Origin of the sequence: Bacteroides sp. RTP31139st1_H2_RTP31139_211217 (genome assembly GCF_040227615.1) — a bacterium.
Taxonomy (GTDB): Bacteria; Bacteroidota; Bacteroidia; order Bacteroidales; family Bacteroidaceae; genus Bacteroides; species Bacteroides uniformis.
On record NZ_JBCNZM010000024.1, the window covers coordinates 1 to 24,316 of the forward strand.

Annotated in this window: 23 protein-coding genes and 1 pseudogene; 20 read left to right on the forward strand and 4 right to left on the reverse strand. The window is 40.0% G+C overall.

Annotated features, from left to right (window positions below):
• Positions 1–101: 101 nt before the first annotated feature.
• The 4 genes from ABUA47_RS05880 to ABUA47_RS05895 all read left to right on the forward strand — a co-directional run bounded on the left by ABUA47_RS05880 (position 102) and on the right by ABUA47_RS05895 (position 5,492).
• The gene (locus tag ABUA47_RS05880; protein ID WP_005828031.1) at positions 102–1,505 is read left to right on the forward strand and encodes an undecaprenyl-phosphate glucose phosphotransferase; all 1,404 of its coding nucleotides are present in this window, start codon (positions 102–104) and stop codon (positions 1,503–1,505) included.
• A gap of 38 nt (positions 1,506–1,543) precedes the next feature.
• Positions 1,544–2,371 (forward strand): polysaccharide biosynthesis/export family protein, encoded by an 828-nt coding sequence (locus ABUA47_RS05885; protein WP_016273479.1) that lies wholly within the window; start codon positions 1,544–1,546, stop codon positions 2,369–2,371.
• Positions 2,372–2,387: 16 nt separating this feature from the next.
• Positions 2,388–4,781, forward strand: coding sequence for a GumC family protein (locus tag ABUA47_RS05890; RefSeq protein WP_008663076.1), 2,394 nt, complete (start codon positions 2,388–2,390; stop codon positions 4,779–4,781).
• 171 nt (positions 4,782–4,952) lie between these two features.
• Positions 4,953–5,492: a UpxY family transcription antiterminator gene (locus tag ABUA47_RS05895; RefSeq protein ID WP_005828025.1), complete on the forward strand. Its 540-nt coding sequence runs from the start codon at positions 4,953–4,955 to the stop codon at positions 5,490–5,492.
• Here ABUA47_RS05895 and ABUA47_RS05900 read toward each other — a convergent pair.
• The 3 genes from ABUA47_RS05900 to ABUA47_RS05910 all read right to left on the reverse strand — a co-directional run bounded on the left by ABUA47_RS05900 (position 5,482) and on the right by ABUA47_RS05910 (position 6,680).
• On the reverse strand, positions 5,482–5,931 hold the full coding sequence (locus tag ABUA47_RS05900) for an N-acetylmuramoyl-L-alanine amidase (RefSeq protein WP_005828023.1): 450 nt from the start codon (positions 5,929–5,931) through the stop codon (positions 5,482–5,484). The two genes, ABUA47_RS05895 and ABUA47_RS05900, sit on opposite strands and share 11 nt — an antisense overlap.
• Before the next feature lie 4 nt (positions 5,932–5,935).
• Complete coding sequence (locus ABUA47_RS05905; RefSeq protein WP_005828021.1) at positions 5,936–6,049, reverse strand: smalltalk protein; 114 nt, start codon at positions 6,047–6,049, stop codon at positions 5,936–5,938.
• Positions 6,050–6,140: 91 nt separating this feature from the next.
• Positions 6,141–6,680, reverse strand: a complete 540-nt coding sequence (locus ABUA47_RS05910) for a hypothetical protein (RefSeq protein ID WP_005828019.1) — start codon at positions 6,678–6,680, stop codon at positions 6,141–6,143.
• Between the two features lie 284 nt (positions 6,681–6,964).
• On the opposite strand from ABUA47_RS05910, the gene ABUA47_RS05915 reads away from it, so the two are divergent.
• The gene (locus ABUA47_RS05915; protein WP_117879223.1) at positions 6,965–7,216 is read left to right on the forward strand and encodes a DUF4248 domain-containing protein; all 252 of its coding nucleotides are present in this window, start codon (positions 6,965–6,967) and stop codon (positions 7,214–7,216) included.
• 5 nt (positions 7,217–7,221) lie between these two features.
• Here ABUA47_RS05915 and ABUA47_RS05920 read toward each other — a convergent pair whose 3' ends face one another.
• Entirely contained in the window at positions 7,222–9,318 is a 2,097-nt protein-coding gene (locus ABUA47_RS05920) for a BT4734/BF3469 family protein (RefSeq protein ID WP_117879224.1), read from the reverse strand.
• 140 nt (positions 9,319–9,458) lie between these two features.
• Between ABUA47_RS05920 and ABUA47_RS05925 the strand changes: the two genes are divergently transcribed.
• The 15 genes and pseudogenes from ABUA47_RS05925 (at position 9,459) to ABUA47_RS05995 (ending at position 24,312) form a co-directional block, all read left to right on the forward strand.
• Complete coding sequence (locus tag ABUA47_RS05925) at positions 9,459–9,614, forward strand: hypothetical protein (protein WP_005828011.1); 156 nt, start codon at positions 9,459–9,461, stop codon at positions 9,612–9,614.
• A 435-nt stretch (positions 9,615–10,049) separates the two neighbouring features.
• Positions 10,050–11,387: a nucleotide sugar dehydrogenase gene (locus ABUA47_RS05930; RefSeq protein WP_008663067.1), complete on the forward strand. Its 1,338-nt coding sequence runs from the start codon at positions 10,050–10,052 to the stop codon at positions 11,385–11,387.
• 192 nt (positions 11,388–11,579) lie between these two features.
• Complete coding sequence (locus tag ABUA47_RS05935; protein ID WP_349824515.1) at positions 11,580–12,677, forward strand: hypothetical protein; 1,098 nt, start codon at positions 11,580–11,582, stop codon at positions 12,675–12,677.
• A complete protein-coding gene (locus tag ABUA47_RS05940) occupies positions 12,661–14,211 on the forward strand; it encodes a hypothetical protein (protein WP_008663062.1) in 1,551 nt (516 codons plus the stop codon). The genes ABUA47_RS05935 and ABUA47_RS05940 overlap by 17 nt, the downstream gene beginning before the upstream one ends.
• Before the next feature lie 224 nt (positions 14,212–14,435).
• On the forward strand, positions 14,436–15,419 hold the full coding sequence (locus ABUA47_RS05945; RefSeq protein ID WP_005828001.1) for a hypothetical protein: 984 nt from the start codon (positions 14,436–14,438) through the stop codon (positions 15,417–15,419).
• A 30-nt stretch (positions 15,420–15,449) separates the two neighbouring features.
• Positions 15,450–16,502 carry a hypothetical protein gene (locus ABUA47_RS05950; RefSeq protein ID WP_005827999.1) on the forward strand — a complete coding sequence of 351 codons (1,053 nt, stop codon included), beginning with the start codon at positions 15,450–15,452 and terminating at the stop codon, positions 16,500–16,502.
• 7 nt (positions 16,503–16,509) lie between these two features.
• On the forward strand, positions 16,510–17,103 hold the full coding sequence (locus tag ABUA47_RS05955) for a serine acetyltransferase (RefSeq protein WP_005827996.1): 594 nt from the start codon (positions 16,510–16,512) through the stop codon (positions 17,101–17,103).
• A gap of 41 nt (positions 17,104–17,144) precedes the next feature.
• Positions 17,145–18,071 (forward strand): acyltransferase family protein, encoded by a 927-nt coding sequence (locus tag ABUA47_RS05960; RefSeq protein ID WP_232282149.1) that lies wholly within the window; start codon positions 17,145–17,147, stop codon positions 18,069–18,071.
• A gap of 12 nt (positions 18,072–18,083) precedes the next feature.
• Entirely contained in the window at positions 18,084–19,232 is a 1,149-nt protein-coding gene (locus ABUA47_RS05965; RefSeq protein WP_008663056.1) for an NAD-dependent epimerase/dehydratase family protein, read from the forward strand.
• On the forward strand, positions 19,229–20,038 hold the full coding sequence (locus ABUA47_RS05970) for a hypothetical protein (RefSeq protein ID WP_008663054.1): 810 nt from the start codon (positions 19,229–19,231) through the stop codon (positions 20,036–20,038). Before ABUA47_RS05965 ends, ABUA47_RS05970 begins: the two co-directional genes overlap by 4 nt.
• A gap of 25 nt (positions 20,039–20,063) precedes the next feature.
• Positions 20,064–20,942 (forward strand): glycosyltransferase family 2 protein, encoded by an 879-nt coding sequence (locus ABUA47_RS05975; RefSeq protein ID WP_008663051.1) that lies wholly within the window; start codon positions 20,064–20,066, stop codon positions 20,940–20,942.
• 302 nt (positions 20,943–21,244) lie between these two features.
• Positions 21,245–22,192, forward strand: a pseudogene (locus ABUA47_RS05980) (DUF6625 family protein).
• Between the two features lie 277 nt (positions 22,193–22,469).
• Positions 22,470–23,054 (forward strand): glycosyltransferase family 8 protein, encoded by a 585-nt coding sequence (locus tag ABUA47_RS05985; RefSeq protein WP_349829744.1) that lies wholly within the window; start codon positions 22,470–22,472, stop codon positions 23,052–23,054.
• Positions 23,051–23,782 carry a glycosyltransferase family 32 protein gene (locus tag ABUA47_RS05990; protein WP_008663047.1) on the forward strand — a complete coding sequence of 244 codons (732 nt, stop codon included), beginning with the start codon at positions 23,051–23,053 and terminating at the stop codon, positions 23,780–23,782. The genes ABUA47_RS05985 and ABUA47_RS05990 overlap by 4 nt, the downstream gene beginning before the upstream one ends.
• Before the next feature lie 98 nt (positions 23,783–23,880).
• Positions 23,881–24,312 (forward strand): acyltransferase, encoded by a 432-nt coding sequence (locus ABUA47_RS05995; protein ID WP_229116665.1) that lies wholly within the window; start codon positions 23,881–23,883, stop codon positions 24,310–24,312.
• The last annotated feature ends 4 nt before the right edge of the window (positions 24,313–24,316 follow it).

The window sequence follows — 24,316 nt, forward strand, 5'->3', positions numbered from 1 at the left end:
TTACCTTGTAAGTAAGAGAATTATTAAACAAACAAGAATGAACAGTTTTTTCTCTTTCAATACCATTGAGAAAGAAAAAAGCTATTGAATTAGTGTGAATTATGAAACAAGTTCTCCATTTCAATAAAGTGATTAAGTTCGTCATTATCTTTGGTGACTTATGCTTACTGAACATCATTTTCATCTCGCTATATCACATTTTTGACTACCAAACACTGGGCAATGAATTTACACATTCATTGTCCCAGCTATTGGTATTATTGAATCTAGTCTATCTACTTTGCAATTACTCCAATGGCGTCGTACTGCATGAACGTATTGTACGTCCGGAACGCATTGTACGTCGGGCTCTCCGTAATACAACTTTTCACGCCACGCTGTTCATCAGCTTGGCTACTTTAGCAGATATCGGTACCAGTTCACTCCGTTTTTTTACATGCTTTTATAGTATTTTCTTTATCTGCCTCGCTATATATCGTCTTCTTTTCCGGTATTTACTGAAAAAATATCGAGAACATGGAGGTAACTCACGTACCGTCATTTTAATCGGCAGTAACAAAAACATGACAGAACTCTATCAAGAAATGACCGGAGATCCCACCACGGGCTTCCGCATTACCGGCTATTTCTGTGATGTACCTTCTGATGATTTTCCCGAAGATGTCCCCTATTTAGGGCAGCCTAAAGAAGTTGTCACTTATTTACAGCAACACCATATAGAACAAGTCTATTGCTGCTTGCCTTCTGCACGTAGCCATGAAATACTTCCAATCATCAATTATTGCGAAAATCACTTGATTCGTTTCTATAGTGTACCTAATATTCGCAATTACCTGCATCGTCGCATGCACTTCGAGATGTTTGGCAATATCCCCGTACTCACTATCCGCGAGGAACCTTTGGCACAAATGGAAAATCGCCTACTGAAAAGAGCCTTCGACCTCTTTTTCTCCCTCGTTTTTCTGTGTACAGTATTCCCCTTCGTCTACATCATCATAGGTACCGCTATCAAGCTATCCTCCCCCGGTCCTATCTTCTTCAAACAAAAACGAAGCGGAGAGAATGGAAATGAATTCTGGTGTTACAAATTCCGTTCGATGCGTGTCAACATAGACAGTGACGAACTACAAGCCACCGCCAATGACCCGCGCAAAACAAAAATTGGAGATTTCATCCGTAAAGCCAGCATTGACGAACTTCCCCAATTTATCAATGTGTTACTAGGGCAAATGTCCGTTGTAGGGCCACGCCCCCATATGCTGAAACACACAGAAGAATATTCACGCCTTATCGACAAATATATGGTCAGACATCTGGTAAAGCCCGGCATCACCGGTTGGGCCCAAGTCACCGGCTACCGTGGTGAGACCAAAGAACTCTGGCAAATGGAAGGACGTGTACAGCGCGATGTATGGTATCTGGAACACTGGACTTTTCTATTGGATTTATACATTATATACAAGACAATCAGAAACGCCATTCAAGGCGAGAAAGAAGCGTATTGAGAATTAAAATTGAAAATCAAAAATTAAAAGGAGCAGTAATGAAAAACAAGAAAAGTATAGCCATCTTGATGGCGGCAATTACATTGGCAAGCTGCCAATCTTACAAAAAAGTACCTTATCTACAAAGTTACGAATCACTTACAGATAAGAGTTATAAGGAAATCGTCATCAATGAAGTCAACCAGCAGGATACCCTCTACGATGCGCGTATCCAACCTAAAGACTTGCTGAATATCACCATAAACACCACTGATCCGCAAGCTGCCGCACCGTTCAACCTGACCATGCAGACCTATAATAACATAGCACAATCCAATGCCAGCACTACATCGCAACCAGCTCTGCAACAATATCTCGTAGACAATGCAGGTGAGATAGACTTCCCCGTGATAGGCAGACTGCAAGTAGGCGGCTTAACTAAAAATGCAGCCGAGAACCTTATCCGTGAACAGCTTCGTCCTTATCTCAAAGAAATACCTATTGTCACTGTACGTATGTCCAACTACAAAATTTCTGTCCTCGGTGAAGTGAACAGTCCCGGAACTTTCACTATCAATAATGAGAAAGTGAATATTTTCGAGGCGCTTGCCATGGCAGGCGACATGACCATTTACGGTATACGAAACAACGTCAAGCTCATCCGCGAAGACTGTAACGGCCAGCGAAATGTCATCAGCCTAAACTTGAACGAGCAGAATATTCTTCATTCTCCCTACTACTACATGCAGCAGAATGATATCCTTTATATAGCTCCAAATAAAACCAAGGCAAAGAGTGCAAGCGTCAGTAACAGTACCACTATCTGGGTTTCTGTGATTACTTCCCTTGTTTCACTCGCAAGTCTGATTGTCAACATTGTAAGATAATTTTAATCCTCAAAAAATGAAAGAAGATTTATACGATGACCTTTTAAACGAAAAAGAGGAAAAAACAGATTTCCAAGCCCTCTTTTTCAAATACATCATTCATTGGCCCTGGTTTGTGGCAAGCGTATTGATATGCACTGGCCTGGCCTTTGCTTATCTCCGTTACCAAATACCTGTCTACGAAGTGTCATCTTCTATCCTAATTAAAGAAGACGACAAGAAAAGTACCAACAATGCACTGTCTGCCATGCAGGATTTTGGTATGCTTTCCATGACCAGCAACTTTGACAATGAGCTGGAAATTCTGAAATCAAGGACACTCATCAAGAAAGTCGTGTCACGTCTGAACCTTTATACCAACATCGCCATCGAACAATCTTTCGGCTACGATGTTCCACTTTACAAAAACTCCCCTCTTGATGTGTTCATGACCGCCGAGGAAGCTGACAAACTGGAAGGGAACATTCGGCTGGAACTGATATACTCCCCTACCGGCCAACTGACTGTCACAGCCTTTTATATACAAAACGGAGACAAGCAAGAAACGACCAAATCTTTCGACGAACTACCTGCCATTCTACCACTCCCGGTAGGTGTCATCACCATTTCGCACAATGATTCATTGCCTGCTCCGCAAGAGCCCGTCAATCTGAAGGCTATCATCAGTACCCCCACTGCCGCAGCAGCAGGCTATAGGGCAGGTCTGACCGTAGCCCCCATATCCAATACCAGTACCATTGCCACCATCAGTGTACAAAACACCCATATACAACGAGCCTCCGATTTCACCCAAGAACTGATAATACTCTATAATCAGGACACCAACACCGAAAAGAATGAAGTGGCCCAGAAAAGCGCCGACTTCATCGAGGAACGTATCAGCATCATCAACCACGAACTGGGCACCACAGAAACCGAACTGGCGGAATTCAAGCAACGCGCCGGACTGACCGACATCAGCAGCGACGCGCAGCTTGCCCTTCAGGAAAGTTCCAAGTACGAACAGCAATATGCAGAGAACGCCACCCAAATCAACCTCGTGAACTATCTGCGCGACTACATCAACAATCCTGCAAACAACGACGAGATCATCCCTGCCAACGTAGGACTGAGCGACATGAACCTGACCTCCGCCATAGACAAGTACAACAATCTCATCGTGGAGCGTAAGCGCCTGCTACGTACCTCCTCCGAAAGCAATCCCGCCATCATCAATCTGAACACGGGGATCGAGGCCATGCGCCACAATGTGAAAACCACCGTAAACAGTGTTTTGAAAGGCCTGCAAATCACCCGGAGCAACATCGACCGACAGTCGCGCAAGTACGAAAGCCGCATCAGCAACGCCCCCAAGCAGGAGCAGGAGTTCATGAGTATCGCACGCCAGCAGGAAATCAAGGCCACCCTCTACATCATGCTGCTGCAGAAACGCGAGGAAAACGCCATCACACTGGCTGCAACCGCCAACAATGGACGCATTATCGAAGAGCCCATGCCTGCCGGCATCGTTTCTCCCCAAGGCAAAAAAATCTATATGATTGCCTTTGTCATCGGCATCGGCATTCCCTTGGGCATCATTTTCCTATTGAACCTGCTCCGTTTCCGCATTGAAGGGCATACCGATGTGGAAAAGCTCACAAAGGTTCCCATTATCGGTGACATCCCCCTTACCGGTTCAAACAAGCATGAAGAGTCTGCCATTGCCGTACGCGAAAACGACAACGACATCATGACGGAAACCTTCCGCAGCCTGCGCACCAACCTGCTCTTCATGATGGGCGATCCGGATAAGAAAGTCGTCCTGGTTACCTCCACCATAAGCGGTGAAGGCAAGACTTTCATAGCTTCCAACCTCGCCCTCAGTCTGGCGCTGCTCGGCAAAAAGGTCATTCTGGTAGGATTGGATATACGCAAACCGGGATTGAACAAGTTGTTCCATCTTTCACACAAAGAAAAAGGAATCACCCAATACCTTGCCGCCCCCAAATCCACAGACCTTCATGCGCTGATACAGCCTTCCGGCATAACTTCCAACCTCGACCTGCTATTGGGCGGTCCCATCCCACCCAATCCTACGGAACTACTGGCACGCCAGTCACTGGAAGACACCATCAGTACATTACGCAAAGAATATGACTATATCGTACTGGATACAGCCCCTATCGGCATGGTGACCGACACGCTCATCCTTTCGCGCGTAGCGGACGCCAGCATCTACGTCTGTCGTGCAGATTATACGCATAAGACCGATTACCAGCTCATCAACGAGCTTCAGGAGCATCATCGTCTCCCCAACTTATGCACAGTAGTCAACGGAATCGATATGAAGAAGAAAAAATACGGTTATTACTACGGCTATGGTAAATACGGAAAGTATTACGGCTACGGTAAGAAATACGGATACAGTTGAGTTAGCGACTAGCTATTAAGAGTTGAGAGTAAATAATCGAGTGTCTAATTTTTAATTTCTAATTTCTAATTTTTAATTAACCCCGCCCCTCCAATGTGACAGGCGACCGCGTAGCGCGCCCGAACCTCAACTATTTATGAACCATAGAAATACACCTTTAAAGGATTTTACATGAACCATACTGATATCACCCCTCATATTATTCCTCGTCGCCAATGGCTGGTGGCATACGTGCAGTCTTGTCTGGAAAAGAAGACTGCCGAACGGCTGAAAGCTATGGGAGTGGAATATTACTTACCCATACAAAGCGAAATACGCCAATGGAGCGACCGGCGCAAGAAAGTGGACCGCCTGGTCATCCCGATGATGATTTTCGTGCATGTCACTCCGCAGGAACGCCCCCTGCCGCTTACCTTACAAGCTATCAGTCGGTACATGGTATTGCGCGGTGAAAGCCGTCCCGCCGTCATTCCCGAGGAACAGATGGAACGTTTCCGCTTTATGCTGGATTATAGCCCGGAGGCTGTAGAGATTTGCAGTACACCTCTGGCAGCAGGTGATGCCGTGAAAGTAATAAAAGGCCCCCTTGCCGGATTGGAGGGAGAACTGGTCATGATAGGAGGAAAAAGCAAAGTGGCAGTCCGGCTGGATATGCTGGGCTGCGCACATGTGGACATGCCGATAGGATACGTGGAGAGAATTAATTTTTAATTGTCTCGTATTCGCTTTTGGCGTCAAAACAAGGACAAGCCTTATGGATAGAGGAACTGAGTTGCCGATGCCCTGAAATACGGGCATTGGGATAGTCGGTCTTCAGCTGCCGAAGCAAGTCAAGCAAAGAGCATTTCTGCGCATAGGTACGTGTATCGGCAGGGACACCATTCTCGTCGAGCCCACCCTCATAGCAGATGCCGATACTCTTGTCGTTCCAGCCGGTGGCATGGGCTCCAATCTGATGAACCGGGCGACAAATATGCACCTCGCCGTCACGGGTGATGTAGAAATGATAACCGATATCGGCAAAGCCCCGTGCCAGATGACTGCGGCGAAGCGCCTCCACCGAGAAGTGACGGTCACAGCGCGTAGCGCTGCAATGAACTACCAGGAGGGTTACCTCCCGATAGTTCTGATAGAAACTGCCTGCTTTCATCCGGCTAACGGTTGATGCAGGAAGTCAAGCCAAACACTCCGGCCAATGTAGTGGCCACGGTAATAATCACTTTAAGGACAATGCCCCATACAGATTTTGATTTTGTTTTCTCACTCATAACAATTTGCAATTAAGGAATTAAACACTATGGTTAGCTGCATTTTTTAGACAGAAGAACATATTTATTTTCTCTCTTTTGTCTTTTCGTTTCATCCTAACGGATTTTCCCCCTGGTCTCCGTCCGAACCGCCTCCCGGGTTGCTGCCTCCACCGGCATCTTCACCCCCGCCAGTGGCTCCGGTCAGGTCCACGGTAGTCTTTCCGGCCTTCAGGGCTTTCACCACGGCACGGGCTGCACTTCGGGTTGCCACCAGATTGAATTCCGCCTCCTCCAGCAGCTCTCCAAAACGCTGGCCGCAGGTCCAGTTCACATTCAGCCTACGGATATGGATGGCAGGATTGAACTCCTTGGCAGAAGCCGCGCCGATACTGTTGATGCTGATGTAGAAACTCCCCAGGTCGCCCAACTGGATTTTTTGTCCGGCCAGCAACTGCTCCCGCATGCAATCCACGGACATGGTGAGGATGGCAACGATATCCGAACGCTTGTACACGCAGCCATGACTGGCTATATGCTCGGCAAAGCGGTTGATGTCCATCACTTCCGAATACTGCGCACTTGCGTACGCTTTTTTGGCAACCGTCTTATCGGTAGGATTGCCACGCATCACGATACTGTAGTTAATCATAAATTAAAAATTATAAGTTAAAAATTAAAAGATAGGGAGACGATACTAATCCCAGGGGCTTACGATTACTAATCTTCGCGCGTCACGATTACTAATCTTCACCCTTCATCGTCTGACAGAACAAAGATACGACGTACCTCCGGGCAGAATAAGAGATGCGGTGAAGTGATATGAAGGGATGTGGGAAAATGTGAGATTAGGTAAGATTATACCGGGTTCCGGCAATGGGTATACAGAAAAAATTCCGTACATTTACAGTGTAATAACCAGTTAAAGCATTGTTTATGAAGTACGTTGAAGACTACGAAAATATCCTCGGCAAAGAGTGGCCCGTCCGCCCCTATTACAAACGTGAACTGGCAGAGGCATACGCCCCCACCATTTCACCGGCATCCGCACTCAACCGCTTGTCCAAATGGATGAAGCTGAATTTGGAACTGGACGAAGCCCTGCGGCATACCGGCTACAAAGGCTCCCAGAAAATATTCACCTCCCTGCAGGTGGAACTTATATTCAGGTATTTAGGAAAACCGTGAAAGAATCAATCCCCCACATAGCGCGCCATGGCGCATTGGTTGCGGTAGATTTCATCCCCTTTCAGCTCGACCACCCGATAACCACGGCGGCCACCGGAACGGACAGCCTCATAGCCCTCCTGCTTCATCACCAGACCGAGGCGCGTGGGACTCAAGGGTTGCCGGATACCTATGTTGATATGTCCCAGTATCTGGGCATTGGTCAAGAACATACACTCCTCGCCTGGCATGGGGCGGCGATAGTACACCTGAACGAGCTCACGCTCCAGGCAGGGCACCTCAAAATAACGGTTATGAAGATTCACGGCATCAATCTCCTCCTGCTCAAACCAGTAGTGGAAGCCGCTCTTCCAGAGGGCATAGCCTTGCGCATACACTCCGGCATAGTCTATGGGATAATCGAAAGGACTGTCTATGGAATCCACCTCGAAGGGAAGCCAACGGCGGTTGCCACTGAGGTCGTTGAGGAAGGTGACGTTGTTGCTCGTGCCGCAGAAGCTGGCAATATGCGGACGGCTCTCCTTGAAGTGCCCGTAGGCGGCACGCTCGTTCACGTCTGTCATGCCGGTGATGGCCTTCAACTGGCTGACCTGGGCAGAGGTCATCTCCTCCAGCTCTTCAAGGCATACCAGTGCAAACTCGGTCAGCGTAAAAAGGTCGTCCTTGCTGACGCGCCGGCTGTTGCTTTTCACATAAAAATAACGCTGAAGTTCGACAGGAAGCAGACGCTGCATCCAGGTAGTCTTGTAGATTCCCTGCTTACCGATGAAGACCAGAATCTCATGATTCACCACCTTGGTATCGAGCAGCGAAGCAATGGTGGCCACCAGCCACTTCTTGAAATAGATGCCGAAAAGCTTCTGGTCGTCCTTCACATGTACGCCGGCAGCCAGACGAGCAATAGGGTCAGTAGTACCGTCCCAAGCAGGCAGCCCCTCCAGATAGGCTACAAAGGGATTGAAAAGCGGTGTGTACTCCGAATCGAGCACGGAACGTATGTCCGCAATGCGGGCAAGCATCCCTGCCTTGTTCATGCGGCTCCACAACGTGTTGACGTAGCGGTCGGTCAGCTCCGCATACTCCTCTCCGCAGTCGGCCATCAGGACTTCGAACTTGCCGCTCACCGTATTTTTGCGGAACTTCGCCTGTTCGGAAAGGAACTGCTCGATATCTGCCACCGTGGCAAACTTTTCATCGCCCTCTCCCCTGCGGACAAGGGAGCGGGTGCCATGCTCCCCGGTATTCGCGTAGCAGGAGCCGATGACAGCTGCCACATCCCCGTCATAGTCGGGAAAGTGCTCCGCTGCCCAAGCGGCGGCTGTCTTCCGAGCCACTCCGTACTGGTTGAGCAGATAACCCATGCGCATCACATATTCGTTATGATGATGTTCACAATAACTCACTCCCTCCTCTTCCAGCAGGCGTTCGGCAGCTTTCACCACCTTCTCCAAACGTTTGTTGCGCTTTGTCGGCACAGCTTCGGAAGCGCTATCCTGCGGTTGGGGAGCAATCGGACTATCTTGCAAAACAAAAGAAGTGGCACTGGGATTGTAATATACATGAGGGTCGGAAGCCAGTCCACTGATACGGGTAGCATTCTTGCACTGCCCGTCGCTTTCGAAGCCCACCAGGCAGGAATAGTAGTCGTTGACTTGATTGAAATACTTGGCGTATTGCCGGAAGGCTTTTCCCTTTTCCGCTCCGTTCAGGTCATCGATGCGGCAGATGATACGGATGCCATGACCACTGATGGTGGTGTAGGCCATCAATGTATACTTGTCGGCACAAATCAATGTCAGTGTGGCAGCCATCCGCTCGGGAGCGATATGGTCCAGGTCGACCAAGGTATAGCCGGTCCAGGCACAGATATGTTCGCGGGTCTTCCCACCTTCAAAGCAGACGGCAACAGCGAAGCAGGGACAGCCGGACTTCTCGCGGTCGGCATCCCTACGCAGGTCTTGCTGCAAGTAGTAGCGATGTTTCTCGGTGCGGTCTCGCAGGGCAGCGTCGCATTTAATGATGTTGACTATTTCTTCAAGAGAAGTTTCTACTGATTCTGTGTCCGAATAGCCTCTGAAAAGGCTGATATTGCGGCGTTCCATAATTTACTGATTTTTGTTTATGTTTAAAATTACGACGCGAAGGAACGCATAAGTACCCAGATACACAAGTCCGGTCGTTTCCACTACATGGAAATGATTTCGCTTGTTTTTATTATTGTTTAACAATTAAAAGAGTCAACATGACAAAGAAAGAGCCGGTGACACCGGCATTCGGAGCCTTTCTGAGCAAATGCCAGAAAGAACAGCTCGTTAACGGCAGACATCTGACCAACGAGACCATCGCCCAAGCAACGATGATGAGTACCAGAACCTACAACCTTTTAAAAAAGGGCTGAGCAACAACATCAACCAGATACATGCCATAACGCATTTCTGGAGGTCGTTCCCGAAAACAGACCAAGAAAGGGAGAGTTTTGAGAAAGAGGTGGCAGATTGCCTGGAGAGTGATTTGAGGAACTACAGAATCCATACCGGAGTCCTGAAGCCTTAACTTCACTTGCAACCTTGACACTTGTGGCACCCTTTTTCCAATACTCCCTATTAGGCTAATATTTATCACACACAAACGATACAGGTCTGTGCATATTGATAATTTGTCTCGCGCGCGTAACGGGTATTTATGTTTAAGGGGTGACACAGGTGTCATTTCGGCTTACCACTGATTACATAAATTGACAGAAATTGAAAAGAAAAATTACCTACAAGAATCTGTGAATTTTATGGTATAGATATTAGAGAAAGTAAGCAGCTATTCCATATAAAATATAATCATGATTATGAAACAATATAATATTGCCGTTGCAGGTACCGGCTATGTAGGTCTGAGTATTGCAACTTTGCTTGCACAGCACAACCATGTCACTGCTGTCGATATAATCCCTAATAAAGTAGAACTTATCAACAACAAGAAATCACCCATTCAGGATGAATATATAGAGAAGTATTTGGCAGAAAAGGAGCTTGACCTAACTGCTACTCTGGACGGCAAGGCAGCCTACAAAGATGCGGACTACGTCGTTATTGCCGCTCCTACCAACTACGACCCGGTGAAGAACTTCTTCGACACCCATCATATCGAAGATGTGATAGACCTCGTCATCAGCGTAAATCCGGATGCGGTAATGATCATCAAATCAACCATCCCCGTGGGGTATACCCGTTCACTCTATATAAAATATGCACAACAATTCCTTCACAATCCGGAACTGGAAGGCAAGAAATTCAACCTGCTCTTTTCTCCGGAATTTTTGCGTGAGAGTAAAGCACTTTACGATAACCTTTATCCTTCTCGCATCATAGTAGGTTATCCTAAAATTATTGAAGGAACAGAATTTACAGAAGAAAATACAGCTATAAATGCCATCAGCAATCCCAATGCGGAAGAATATGCCAAAATTTTCGCAGCATTGCTCCAACAAGGTGCTGTTAAAGAGAACATAGATACCCTATTTATGGGTATGAAAGAAGCCGAAGCCGTAAAACTTTTCGCCAATACCTACCTTGCCCTGCGTGTCAGCTATTTCAACGAACTCGACACGTATGCCGAAATGAAAGGGCTTGATACCGCAGCCATCATCAACGGAGTATGTCTCGACCCACGTATCGGCACACACTACAACAACCCCTCTTTCGGTTACGGCGGCTATTGTTTACCTAAAGATACAAAGCAACTCCTTGCCAATTACGACCGCGTCCCCCAAAACATGATGACCGCCATTGTGGAAAGCAATCGCACACGCAAGGATTTCATTGCTGACCGTGTATTGCAGAAAGCCGGTTACTATAGTTATGCAGAAGGTAATTATGATGTTGCAAAAGAAAAGCAAGTTGTAATTGGCGTATATCGCTTGACGATGAAGTCCAATTCGGATAATTTCCGACAATCATCCATTCAAGGTGTAATGAAACGGATAAAGGCAAAAGGGGCAGAGATTATCATCTACGAACCGACACTGGAAGATGGAAGCACGTTCTTCGGCAGCAGAGTAATGAATAATCTGGATGAATTCAAACTACAGAGTGATGCGATTATCGCCAATAGGTATGACATCTGCCTGGAAGAGGTGAAAGAGAAAGTTTATACGAGGGATATTTTTAGAAGAGATTAAGAAACTATTTTTTGAAAAAGTGATAAACACTCCTTATAAAATCCGATGAATTATATTCATAAATATACAACCTGTATCATTCAATACCTCTATATATACATAATGATATCCTCCGCAGGAATGGCCTTACCCGCCTATATAGGGAATGATAATTTCATCATATTGACACTATTAATGGGAATATACTATGTATTGAAGAAAAAGACATTATTTCATCTTCAAAAGCAATATTTACTTTTCATCGGATGCTTGTTTTTTTCAATGCTTCTAGTCATAATAGGCTCTACATTAAGTTTAGGTACAGCACTCAGTGTGACTTCTATACCATTAATCATATACGCCACCTACAAAATAGATCCGGCCAACTACCTACAAAGATTTATCAAACTCATTTTTTATATTGCTTTAATCAGTATCATCCTCTTTACTATCACGCGTATATATGGCTTCAATTCATTTTCAAGTATATTTCCACATCTGTACACTTCATTTTTTAGAGGAGGAGAAGTGTACAGTTACGGAGGATTTTTATACCGTTTTGTGACTTTACACAGTGACAGAAATTGTGGTCCGTTCAGCGAACCTGGGCAATATCAATGTGTGCTTTCCTCTGCTTTATACTTCATCATGTTCCATCCTCGCCTTTTTGAAGCTAAAGAGCGAATACGATATATAATCGTGTTCTTCCTTGCCTTGATTACAACTCTTTCTACAAGCGGTTATATCGGAATAGTAATATTGGTTTTCTGTTACCTATTGCATTCCTTAAAAACAATAGACAAACGAATGAAATACGCTATTATAATTACGATTATCGGCACTATGCTTTTTATGTCAATGACAAAACTCGGTAATGAATTCATGAACACAGTTGTATTCCACAAAATTTACGCAAATGGTCAATTGGATTTCTCTCTTAATTCCGGTGGTGCACGTACAATAAGTATAAGTAGCGTATTGACTACCATATACAACCACCCTATCACCTTGATTGGAGTTGGTTATGACGAATTACATAATATGGGAGTGGAAGGATGTGCTGGTTTTCTCTTCCTACTTCTCGCCGTAGGAATAATGTCATTTTCCATATTATTTGGCTTTTGTTTCCATCAAGTATTTAAGTATAATAAGAGTATCTGGGACATTATGGTACGAATTTTATTAGTCTTAAATATGGGATTAAGCCAGCCCCACATTATGAATGTTGCTCTCTTTACCATGATGTTATATCCTTACTTCATAGCTAACAGCTTAAAAAAAACAAATACATCCTATGTCAGAAGTTGCTAACAGAGTATTGAAGAATAGCGGATATCTATATTTTAGCATGGGACTATCCATGTTTGTTTCCCTCTATTCCACCCGTCTAATTCTCAATGCACTCGGAAGCTCCGATTTTGGCATATTCTGCATTATCGGAGGAGCAATCGGTATGTTAGGGTTCTTAAATGCAGCCATGTCAACCACCACCCAACGCTTTATTAATTATGCAGAAGGAGAAGGAAAACCCGAAAAACAAAAAAGTATTTTCACTGTAAGTATAAGTATCCATTTTCTATTATCATTATTGATGGTTATCATTTTCGAGATAGCCTATTTTTTCTTCTTTGATGGTATATTAAATATTCCTTCTGATCGAATTCCTTCAGCCAAATGGATTTATCAGTTAATGCTTTTATCGACAGTATTAACCATCCAGACCGTACCTTATAATGCTATTATCAATGCTCATGAAAACATGCGGTATCTAAGTATTATAGGCGTTTTTCAAACACTTATGAAGTTAGTTATAGCATTAATAGTAGTCCATGTATATACAGATAAATTAATTCTATATGGTATCCTCACAACCTTTGTCTCATTAATATTCATGATTATTCTTCAAATTTATTGCCATCGGAATTACTCAGAATGTACATACAGCATCCACAAATATCACAATAAAGAACTAATGAAAGAAATGACTTCATTTGCTGGTTGGGGATTTATAAACTCCTCTTCTTCGATGTTTGCACAATACGGGATGGGAATTGTATTAAATTCGTTCTTCGGTACAATATTAAGTGCAGCTCAAGGGGTAGCCAACCAAATATCCGGTCAGCTAATGGTGTTTTCACGTACTATGCTAATGGCAATCAACCCTATTATTGGGAAAAAGGCCGGCAGTAATGACATAACTAATATGATGCGTATTTCATTATTCAGTTCAAAAATGTCTTTTCTCATCATCGCCTTTTTTGCCTTTCCTTTTATTATTGAAACCCCTTATATACTCCAACTATGGCTAAAAAATGTTCCGGAATGGAGTGTATGTTTCTTTAGATTTGAAATAACAAGAAATATGTTAGACCAATTAACTATCACATTAACAAGTGCCATCAATGCAGAAGGACGGATAAAATATTATTCGATACTTCGTGGATGTTCATATTTCCTGCCATTACCTATTAGTCTATTTCTTTTTCATTTAGGATTTTCACCTTATTGGTTTTATATCATATGGATATTTACATGGAATGGAATAGGCAGTCTCATCATTCTATATTATGCACATAAAAATTGCGGAATGCAATATGCTGATTTTTTCAAAATTATAATATATCCTATACTACTAATAACAATCTCTACATTATCAATCAGTGGGATAATTACAGTATATATGGATGAATCATTTTTGCGTTTAGTTATCATTTTATGTACTACTACGATAATATTTATTATTTCATGTTGTTGGGGATTTGTGTTTTCGCCTAAAGAAAGAAAAATCATATTATCGGCATCTATGTCATTATTGAAAGAAATAAAAGTGAAGCTACATCTTTGAATTAAAAATAATTGTAGCACCAAAACTAAAAGGTCATCACAGGTAATCATCATTATACCAACATACCATTTATTGAATAGTGCTCACCAGACTCAGGAAATCCAACAAGAGTTATTAAGATCGTACTCGCCTGTGAAAATATATTGACTTTATAACAAAAACATTTATCATCAAATACTTTTAAAAGCATCAAGAAGTATATATAAATAAAATATCATAAAACAATGAACTATTTAACAGATAAAATTCTACGCGGAACACATCGACTTTACGTTAACCATTATGGCTCATACCTAAAACCGATTGACAGCATAATGGATCCTGAGAAGGCGTCCAACATTATATATCAACAACTAAAATCAGATTCACCTTCAATGGTTGCTCGATATGGAAGTACAGAAATATTATGCGTAAATAACTATTTAGGGATAAAAAAATATAAGCATAACATTATAGATTATATCACAGATAAAATACCCCAATTTTGGTGGAATCAGATTGGCATATACAACATGCAACATCTTTCTGGTTTTTTTCCACTTACAGAACTAAATTTAGAAAGATTTGGAGAATTAATGATCGAAGATTCAAAACATGTTGACATATTAGGTTCATGGCGTATAGAAGAACGTAGACTTATTGATATAAACAAAGTAAAGACTATACAATTACTACTTTTAGAACCATACCATGCAAAACATCCATGGTCAAGAGTTCTTAAGGGGAAAAAGGTATTAGTCATACACCCTTTTGCTGAAACAATACAACATCAATATGAACAAAAAAGAACATTATTATTCAAAAATCCAGATGTACTACCTGAATTTCAACTAGAAACAATTAAGGCTGTTCAAAGTCTTGGCGGGCAAAGTCCTTTCAATACCTGGTTCGATGCATTAGAATATATGAAAGATGAAATTGATAAACGAGATTATGACATTGCACTCATTGGATGTGGAGCATACGGATTCCCCTTAGCTGCTCATGTAAAACGGACAGGAAAAAAAGCAGTACACTTAGGTGGAGCTTTACAATTACTATTTGGAATCAAAGGAAAACGTTGGATCAACCCTTATTATGGTAAGGTATTCCTTCCATTCTTAAAGGAAAACTATTACAACAATTTAATGAATGAATTTTGGGTTTATCCATCAGAATCAGAGCGACCTTCGAATGCGGCTAATGTAGAAGGGGCATGCTATTGGTAAATTAAATTACAATATACTTTATTTTATAATATGTCATCAAAGATTAAAGTATTATATATTACAAAATATAATCAAAAAGAAATCTTAGAAAAACCTGATAATTTTACATATTACATTAAAAGCATAATGAATAGCAATTTAATAGATGTGTACTTGCTAAATCCATTATCTTTACAAAAAGGCAATAGCATTCAGGTTCTAATCGCCTTAGTAAAAACAATAAAAGATATCAATCCTGATATTCTGTATCTAGGCGCCCTGCAAGGTCTCGGCAAGTTGGTAGTTTTAAAACGAATCGGAATCCTAAAATGTAAAATAGTTGCATGGAAATATACTTACTGTAAAGAATATTCCAACCCTATTAAAAATTGGTTTATCAAGTTCTTTTATTGGAAAGGAATAGACAGAATTTACATGATGTTTGATAACCATACACGGCATGCACTGAGTCATAATATTGTAAAAGATTGCCAAATAACAACACTGAGCAGAGGAACAGAAGTCGAATGGTATCAAAAATATCTTATTCCCCAAAAAGACAATTTTCTGGTAATGGCTACAGGAAAGGATAGCAGAGATTACCAAACACTCAGTGAAGCCTGCGAGCAAACTCAGACAAACTGCCATATCATTACCCGCCGCCACGAAAGCAATATAAAAGCAGCGGAAAAGTTCAAAAACAGTCAATACATAAAATTCACATTTATGGAAGACCTGCATATAAACAATGAATATGAGTACATTATGCAACAACAAGGTCAAGCATCCATATTGGCTATTCCTTGTGAGAGAAGAAAATATGGAGTAGGCTACACCAATATAATAGAAGCATTGCCCTACTACATTCCAATCCTAATGACACATAACCCCGATATACACATAGATTTAGAAAAAGAATGCATCGGCTATTTAATAGAACCTTACGATGTCGAAGCATGGAAAGAAAAAATCATTTACCTAAAGCAACATCCGGAAGTCATAGAAACAATGAGCAAACATGCTAAAAAGTTGACAGAAGGAGAATATAATGCACGAACCACCGCTTCCTATATAATGAATGACTTTATCCGAATCACCCAATAATGCAAGTATGAGCTTCAAAACATGCCGCCAATTAATACACGAAGATTTCCGTAAGGTGCTGACACAACAGCCACATGGAAAAATATCCGAATACTTATATATCCTAAGATATTTAATTACCAACAATTCATTCAAATTTTGTTTTTGGTTCAGATTGGGCAGCTGGTCAAAAGGAAAGAAAAGAGTACTACCTATCTATATCCTTTCATGGATGATGCATCGGCATTACATGTTTAAATTTGGAATTCAGATGCCATTAGGTACCCCCGTAAAAGGAGGATTAAGCTTTAATCATTTTTCATGTATCATTATTAATGGAGCAACCCAAATAGGACATAATTGTACCATATTTCATGGCGTAACAACAGCTCTAAAAATGGGAGGAAGCAATGCTGGCGTACCCTCTATTGGAAATAATTGTGTGTTGGGACCAGGAAGTAAAATTCTAGGTTCTGTAACTCTTGGAGATAATGTTTTTGTGGGAGCCAATGCTGTAGTTACTCATGATATGCCATCAAACAGCATAGTAGCCGGAATCCCTGCAAAGGTGATTAGTATGAATGGACTGCAAAGTACAGAATTAGTAAGACAGCATAAATGAAAAAAAGAATAGAATGGATTGATTTATGCAAAATCATAACAATGATAATTGTATGCTATGATCATACAATTCAAAGCATTGCTCCCGATGAAGCCTTGAAAAACAGTTTCTTCATAGGCACTATATCTTTTCATATGCCCCTATTTATGATATTAAGCGGCTATTTTATCAACCCTAAAAGAATGAGAACTGATAAAATTACAACATCTTGTTTTTCGAAATTTAAGCATCTAATGGTACCCGCTTTTTCTTGGTATATAATCCAATGTTGCCTATTTAGAGAAATACCTGAAGTAAAAGCATCATTAGAATCATATTGGTTTTTAAGCTGCCTATTTTTCTGCTTCTGCATATTAGCCATTATTACAAAAATCACTACCAATAACCTTATTGTATTTACGGTGGCATGTATAATAACCTATTTCACACCATACTGTTACTTTGTAAAGATTAATTTTTTAATGCCTTTCTTAGCTATAGGATATTGGTTGAATAAACATAATAAATATCTAACTTGGCAATTAGTATTACCTATATTAATGATTTACATAATCCTATATCAACATTGGACTTTTGAGGATTCTGTTTATATTACTCCTATTCGCTTTCACAAATTCAGTTCTATAATACCGATATCACACATAGCCATATTTCGATTTGCAATTGCTGTAACTGGAAGTTTATCAATAATATATGGTTGCATATTAATCACAAAGTATTTTAAAAACAACATCCTTATAAAAAAACTTATTCATTATGGGAAATATACACTTTGCATATATACCATACATTTCATTTTTATAAAACTCATAAAAGACTTTTTCAATAAACATTTGTGGAGCAATGACTATCCTCTTATGTTATTTTCAATATTAATATCAGCATTAATAATCATACTATCTCTATCAATTGCATCCTTACTTAGGTATAACCATTATACTAGAAAAATCCTACTAGGAGACTTTTAAAATACAACAAATATGAAACTTACATTTAAGAATGTCTTGATTACAGGCGGAGCTGGTTTCATCGGCTCTAACATTGCATCAAAGTTAGTTGACAAAGGAGTTAACGTGACTGTATTAGACTCTTTGTCTGAGCAAATACACGGACAAAAACCGGAAGAGACATCCCCTCTTTATCTATCTATAAAAGATAAAGTCAAGTTCATCAAAGGAAGTGTCACATCACGGGAAGATTGGCTAAAAGCCATTGATGGTCAAGAAGCCATTATTCACTTGGCAGCAGAGACCGGTACAGGGCAGTCTATGTATGAAATAGAAAAATATGTAAATACTAATATCGGTGGAACAGCGTTAATGCTTGATATTTTGACCAATGCCAAGCACAACGTAAAGCGCGTTATTGTAGCTGAAAGTCGTGCCATCTATGGAGAAGGCAAATACTATAGCCCACTATTGGAAAAAGATGTTTATCCGGAAGAACGTTTAGACGAGAATATGTGCAAAGGAGAATTTGAATGTACTTATCCTAATGCCGGAAAACTGCAATTAGTGGCTACCACTGAAGACTCGAAGATACATCCCTCTTCCGTATACGGCATAACCAAACAAGTACAAGGCCAATTGGTACATTTGGTATGCCCTTCCATTGGCATTGATGCTGTTTCATACAGGTACCAAAATGTATACGGTCCGGGGCAATCACTCTCCAATCCATATACAGGAATTCTTTCCATATTCTCAACCAGAATAAAAAATGGAAATGAAATCAATATTTTTGAAGATGGAAAAGAGACAAGGGATTTTGTATTCATCGAGGATGTAGTAGATGCAACTATTTTAGGCCTTGAAACCAAAGAAGCTGCTGGTCACGCTTTCAATATCGGTACAGGAATCAGCACCGATGTCCTTACAGTGGCACATACACTGTGCGAAAAATACAATATGAATGTTCCCATCACCATATCTGGGAATTATCGTTTAGGAGATATCAGACATAATTATGCTGATATAGCATTAGCACGTACCATATTAGGATACGAACCCAAATGGAGCTTTTCTGATGGTATAGGCGAATTCTGTAAATGGGTAAATACACAAGAGATACAAGCAGATATGTATGATGCATCTATCCTAGAAATGAAAGAAAAAGGACTATATAAATGAAAATTCTTATAAACTACGCAGACAAGCAATATGAGCCCGCCCGTAAATGGAATACATTAACTGGTAAATATATTGCCAAATTTGATAAAGTATATGAATTTTCTCCTCACGACATAGACCCATCGTTTGCCATACTATATCACGACATCCTATCGCAAAAGAGAGGAAACGGCTTATGGCTTTGGAAACCTTATTTCGTGAATAAGGTATTGGAAAACTGTAATAACGGAGACATTATATTTTATTGTGATTCGGGTTCTTTTTTTACACGAAGCATTAAAAAAATAGTAACAATCATTTCCAAAAGACAGCCACTATTTGTTTGTGATATCCCATTACTTGAATCCTGCTTTACTAAACCATTATGTTTTGAAAAATTGGAACTTACGGAGGAAAAGTATAAAACAAGTAATCAAATCATTGCAACTTACTTCTGTTTCCTTGTAACGCCTACTACCCGTAAGTTTATGGCAGAATGGTTATCGTTCTGTTGTGATTTGGAGTTGTTATCACCGGCAGGATTAGGCAAATTCGATACAGCAAAAAAAGATTTCGGAGAATCATTCGTTGCCCATCGCGAGGATCAAAGCATTTTCTCATTACTCTGCAAAAAGTATGAAATTGCTCCCCACCGAGATATCAGTCAACGCGGAAAGTACCCCGAAACTTATAAATCAGCATTCTATGCCTACAAAGTACCTATACACCCAAATGATAAGTATAAACCTATAATTTTCCTACACAAATCACCTCGATTGAACCTACAATGGTTTATACGATATATTTATCATAAAATTAAGCCATAATATATTCCCCTTTATCAATTGCAATATGAACCATATAGCCATACTTTTGACTGTATTTAACCGTAAGGAGAAAACCATAAAGTGCCTGCGCAACATAACAGCACAATCACTTCCAGCTGACACTAAGTTTGACATTTATATAGTGGACGGAGGTTCTACTGACGGAACTGTAGAAAGCGTAAAAACACAGTTTCCCCATGTTAACATCAAAACCGTAGATGGAGTATTCTGGAATCGCGGTATGATAGAAGCATGGAAAATGGCCGAGGAAAAAAAACGAAATGGATGCAACTATGATTATTACCTTTGGCTAAACGATGACACCTTCATATACAAAGACTGTATCGCATCTTTGCTTCGTGTAAGCCTATTGAAAAAAAACAGAACCATCGTACTTGGGTCTACAGTGGATACTCAGACACGTAGCAAACTAACGTATGGAGGCAGAGATAAAACTGGAAAAGTGGCACGCCCATCTTCTGATGACAGCCCTGTGCCAGTAATTATGATGAATGGAAATATAGTATTGGTTCCTCACAGCGTGTACAAGAAATTGGGGACACTTGACCCCTACTATACACATGCGCGCGGTGATTTTGATTACGGGCTGCGCGCCCGTAAAGCTGGAATAGAATTATGGCAGGTAGGACATCCACTTGGCGAATGTGATGCGCATGAACACATTGATGCCTGGTGCGACCCAGAAATACCGCTAAAGAAGCGTTGGAAACTTATGTACCGCCCCAATGGAATGCCTCCAATGGAAATATTTCATTTAGAGAACAGACATTATGGATTCTGCATTGCACTGAAGCATTATTTCACAATTCATCTCCGTTGTATTTGGCCAAATCTTTGGATAAAAGCAGGTAAAGCAAACATAAATAAGCTACACTTAATATAACAAACAAAGAGTAAAAATAAAGCACAAACGACAAAAGTGATGAAAAAGCTTTATTAATACCTCCTTTCGGATTTCCATATTATTCATGTATGGTCATTAATGGAGCAACTATAATTGGAGACGAAGTGATGATTAGCAGTGACACTATCGTTGTAACAGATATGCCGGAAAACTCTGTAGTAGTAGGTAACCCAGAAAAAAAATCCCCAAAATGGTTAAAAACATATCAGCTATTAATATAAAAAGCATGATAGCATAAAAAAGACATAATTATGATACAAAGAACTAAAATTGCGCTTATCATGCCCTATTTTGGCAATTTTCCCAACTATTTCGCTTTATGGGAATGTTCTGCATCCAAAAACAGGGATATTGATTTTTTAGTTTTTACAAATTATCCAAGGGAGAATTCATACAAAAACATCATTTATATACAATGCGAGTTCCATGAAATCAAAAAACGAATAGAACGCGAAATTGGTTTTCCTCCTATGCTAACCAACGCATACAAAATCGTTGACTACAAGCCCTTATACGGATGCATATTTCACGAATATTTAAAAGATTATTCGCACTGGGGATATTGCGATTCAGATGTTATTTTTGGAGATTTAAGTAAGTTTCTAACTGATGCAAGACTAAATACATACGACCGCATATATCAGCACGGACACTTATGCATCTATAAAAATGAGCATAACATAAATTACAGATGGAAAACTGAACATAATTTAATCTCATACAATTATAAAGAAGTATTCAAAGTAAAAGGAGTAAAGATGTTTGATGAACGTGGTGGTATGTGGGACATATAGAAAGAAAACCAATGGAGCCAATATCTGAATGACAAAGAATTTGCTGATATTTTACCCACCAAACATGAATTCACAACCAGTTGGAATAGCAATCCTATGTGTTTCCATTATCAATCCGGTCATTTATACAAATACAAAAATGGAATCAACAAAACAGAATTAGCCTACTTGCATTTACAAAAAAGGAAAATGGAAGTTCAAATAACAAACCATGATGATTTTTTCATAAAGCCCAACTTATTTTGTAGCACTATAGATGCCAGTCCAATATCTATTACTCAAATTAAGCAGCCTATTCGTCCGAATAAATTAAAACGTATAGTTAATATTTGTTTTAACTTTGATGAGATAAGATTCCATATAAAAGTTGCCTTTAGGCGCTTTGTAATGTATATAAAAGGCGAAAACCGGCATATAAAATACGAATTATACTAACACCCTATTACAAAATTATGAATTTTCTTTTTTGCATCAACAACCAATATTGTGATACTATAAAGGTGCTCATTCACTCATTAGTTACACACAATCAAGGGAAACACCATTTCTATTTCATATATAACAACATCAGCGAAAAAAACAAGCAAATTTTGATTGATTACACCCATTCTAAAAAGGGGGGGGACAGGCAATTTCTTTTCATCAATTCAACAGAAATATAAACGACCTTCCTATAAATGGACAAAATTGGAGTATAGAAATATATTTCAGACTGTTTGCTTGCTATATTCTAAAGGACGTAGAAAAAATTCTATATTTAGATGGAGATGTCATATGTACCGGAGATTTATCTGAATTATACAATATTCCATGTACTATTGCTGCTGTAAAGAATGATAATCAATATGCCTGCAAACGACTTTCAACTGAGGGTGTTACTACATATTATAATTCTGGAGTATTACTATTAAATCTTAAACAATTGAGAAAAATGGATGATGAAAACAATCTCTTAAATGAGATATTTTCATTGAAAGAGAAACTCATATTTCCGGATCAAGATTTCTTAAATATCAAGTATAGGGAAATAATTATACCTATTCCTAAAGTATATAATTACATGATTAGTGTAGCAGAAATAAATCCTAACTATATAAAAGAAAATAGACCAATATTGATACACTATGTTATGGAAAAGCCTTGGAGTATCAAATTCCCATATAAGACAGACCACCCATATTTCAAATGCTTATGGCAACATAACCAAAGAATGAAAGTAATCAAACTTTGGATTTTACACAGATTATATCGTATATATCAACTCACACTAGTGTCAAAGGAAGGAAGACGAATATGATTCCCAAAATAATCCATTATTGTTGGTTTGGAGAAAGTAAAATACCTCCATTAATACAGAAATGTATCAAATCATGGAAAAAACATCTGCCCGATTATGAATTTAAATTATGGAATGAAGAAAACTTTAATGTAAACAGTACCTTATGGACTCAGCACGCATACGAACTAAAAAAATATGCTTTTGTGTCAGATTACGTCAGATTAAAAGCACTTTACGAGTACGGTGGAATTTATCTAGATACAGATATAAAAATACTAAAATCATTTAATCCACTACTTAAAAATGAAGGATTCATCGGGTTTGAAGATGTAAAAGGAAATGTCATTGCATCATGTGTAATTGCTGCAAAGCAATTACACCCTTTCATCCAAGAGTGTATGCAATATTACAACCAAGATTTCACGATAGAAATTATCAATAAGAATGAAGCCAATGTTATAGACATTACACAAAGATTGATAAAAAAAGGTATGCAACTTGGAGGTGGCGAACAAGTAATCAATGAAATGCACATATATCCAAGAGAGTACTTCTGTCCAATGGATTTTTGGGGAAATTGGAATAAAACAGCCAACACATATTGCATACATTTGTTTAACGGCTCTTGGTTGCCTGACAGTGAAATGAAAAAGCTAAATAAACGAAAAACATGGTATTTTAAGCTATGTAAATGGATATATGTGCACATTGGTTTACAAAAGTTAAAAAGCAGTCTAAAGCGATGAAAAATATTGTTCTCGACCTCATATACATAATATTAAACTATTTTGTATGCTATGTGCCATGCTGGCATTTCCGTAAACTATGCTATCAACTATTAGGTATGAAAATAGGTCAAGGCTCTCGAATTTTAATGGGAACAACTATCATCAAACCTTGGAAAATAAAAATAGGAAAAAATTCAATTATCAATGAAAAATGTCATTTAGATGCACGAGGTGGAATTATTATCCACAATAATGTGTCTATTAGCATATATACCGTTCTCATCACAGGAAGTCACAATGCGCAATCGCCCACATTTGAATTCTTAGAAATGCCTATACACATAGAAGATAATGTATGGATAGGTGCACGCTCAATCTTATTGCCTGGAAGTTATTTAAAAACATCATGCTTGATTGGTGCTGGAAGCACTGTGAGAAAAGGAGAATATCAAATTGACGGTTTTTATTCTGGTGTACCAGCTACATATGTAAAACAACGAAACTTAAAAGGACTCTACCAACAACAATGGAATCCTTGGTTTAGATAAATCT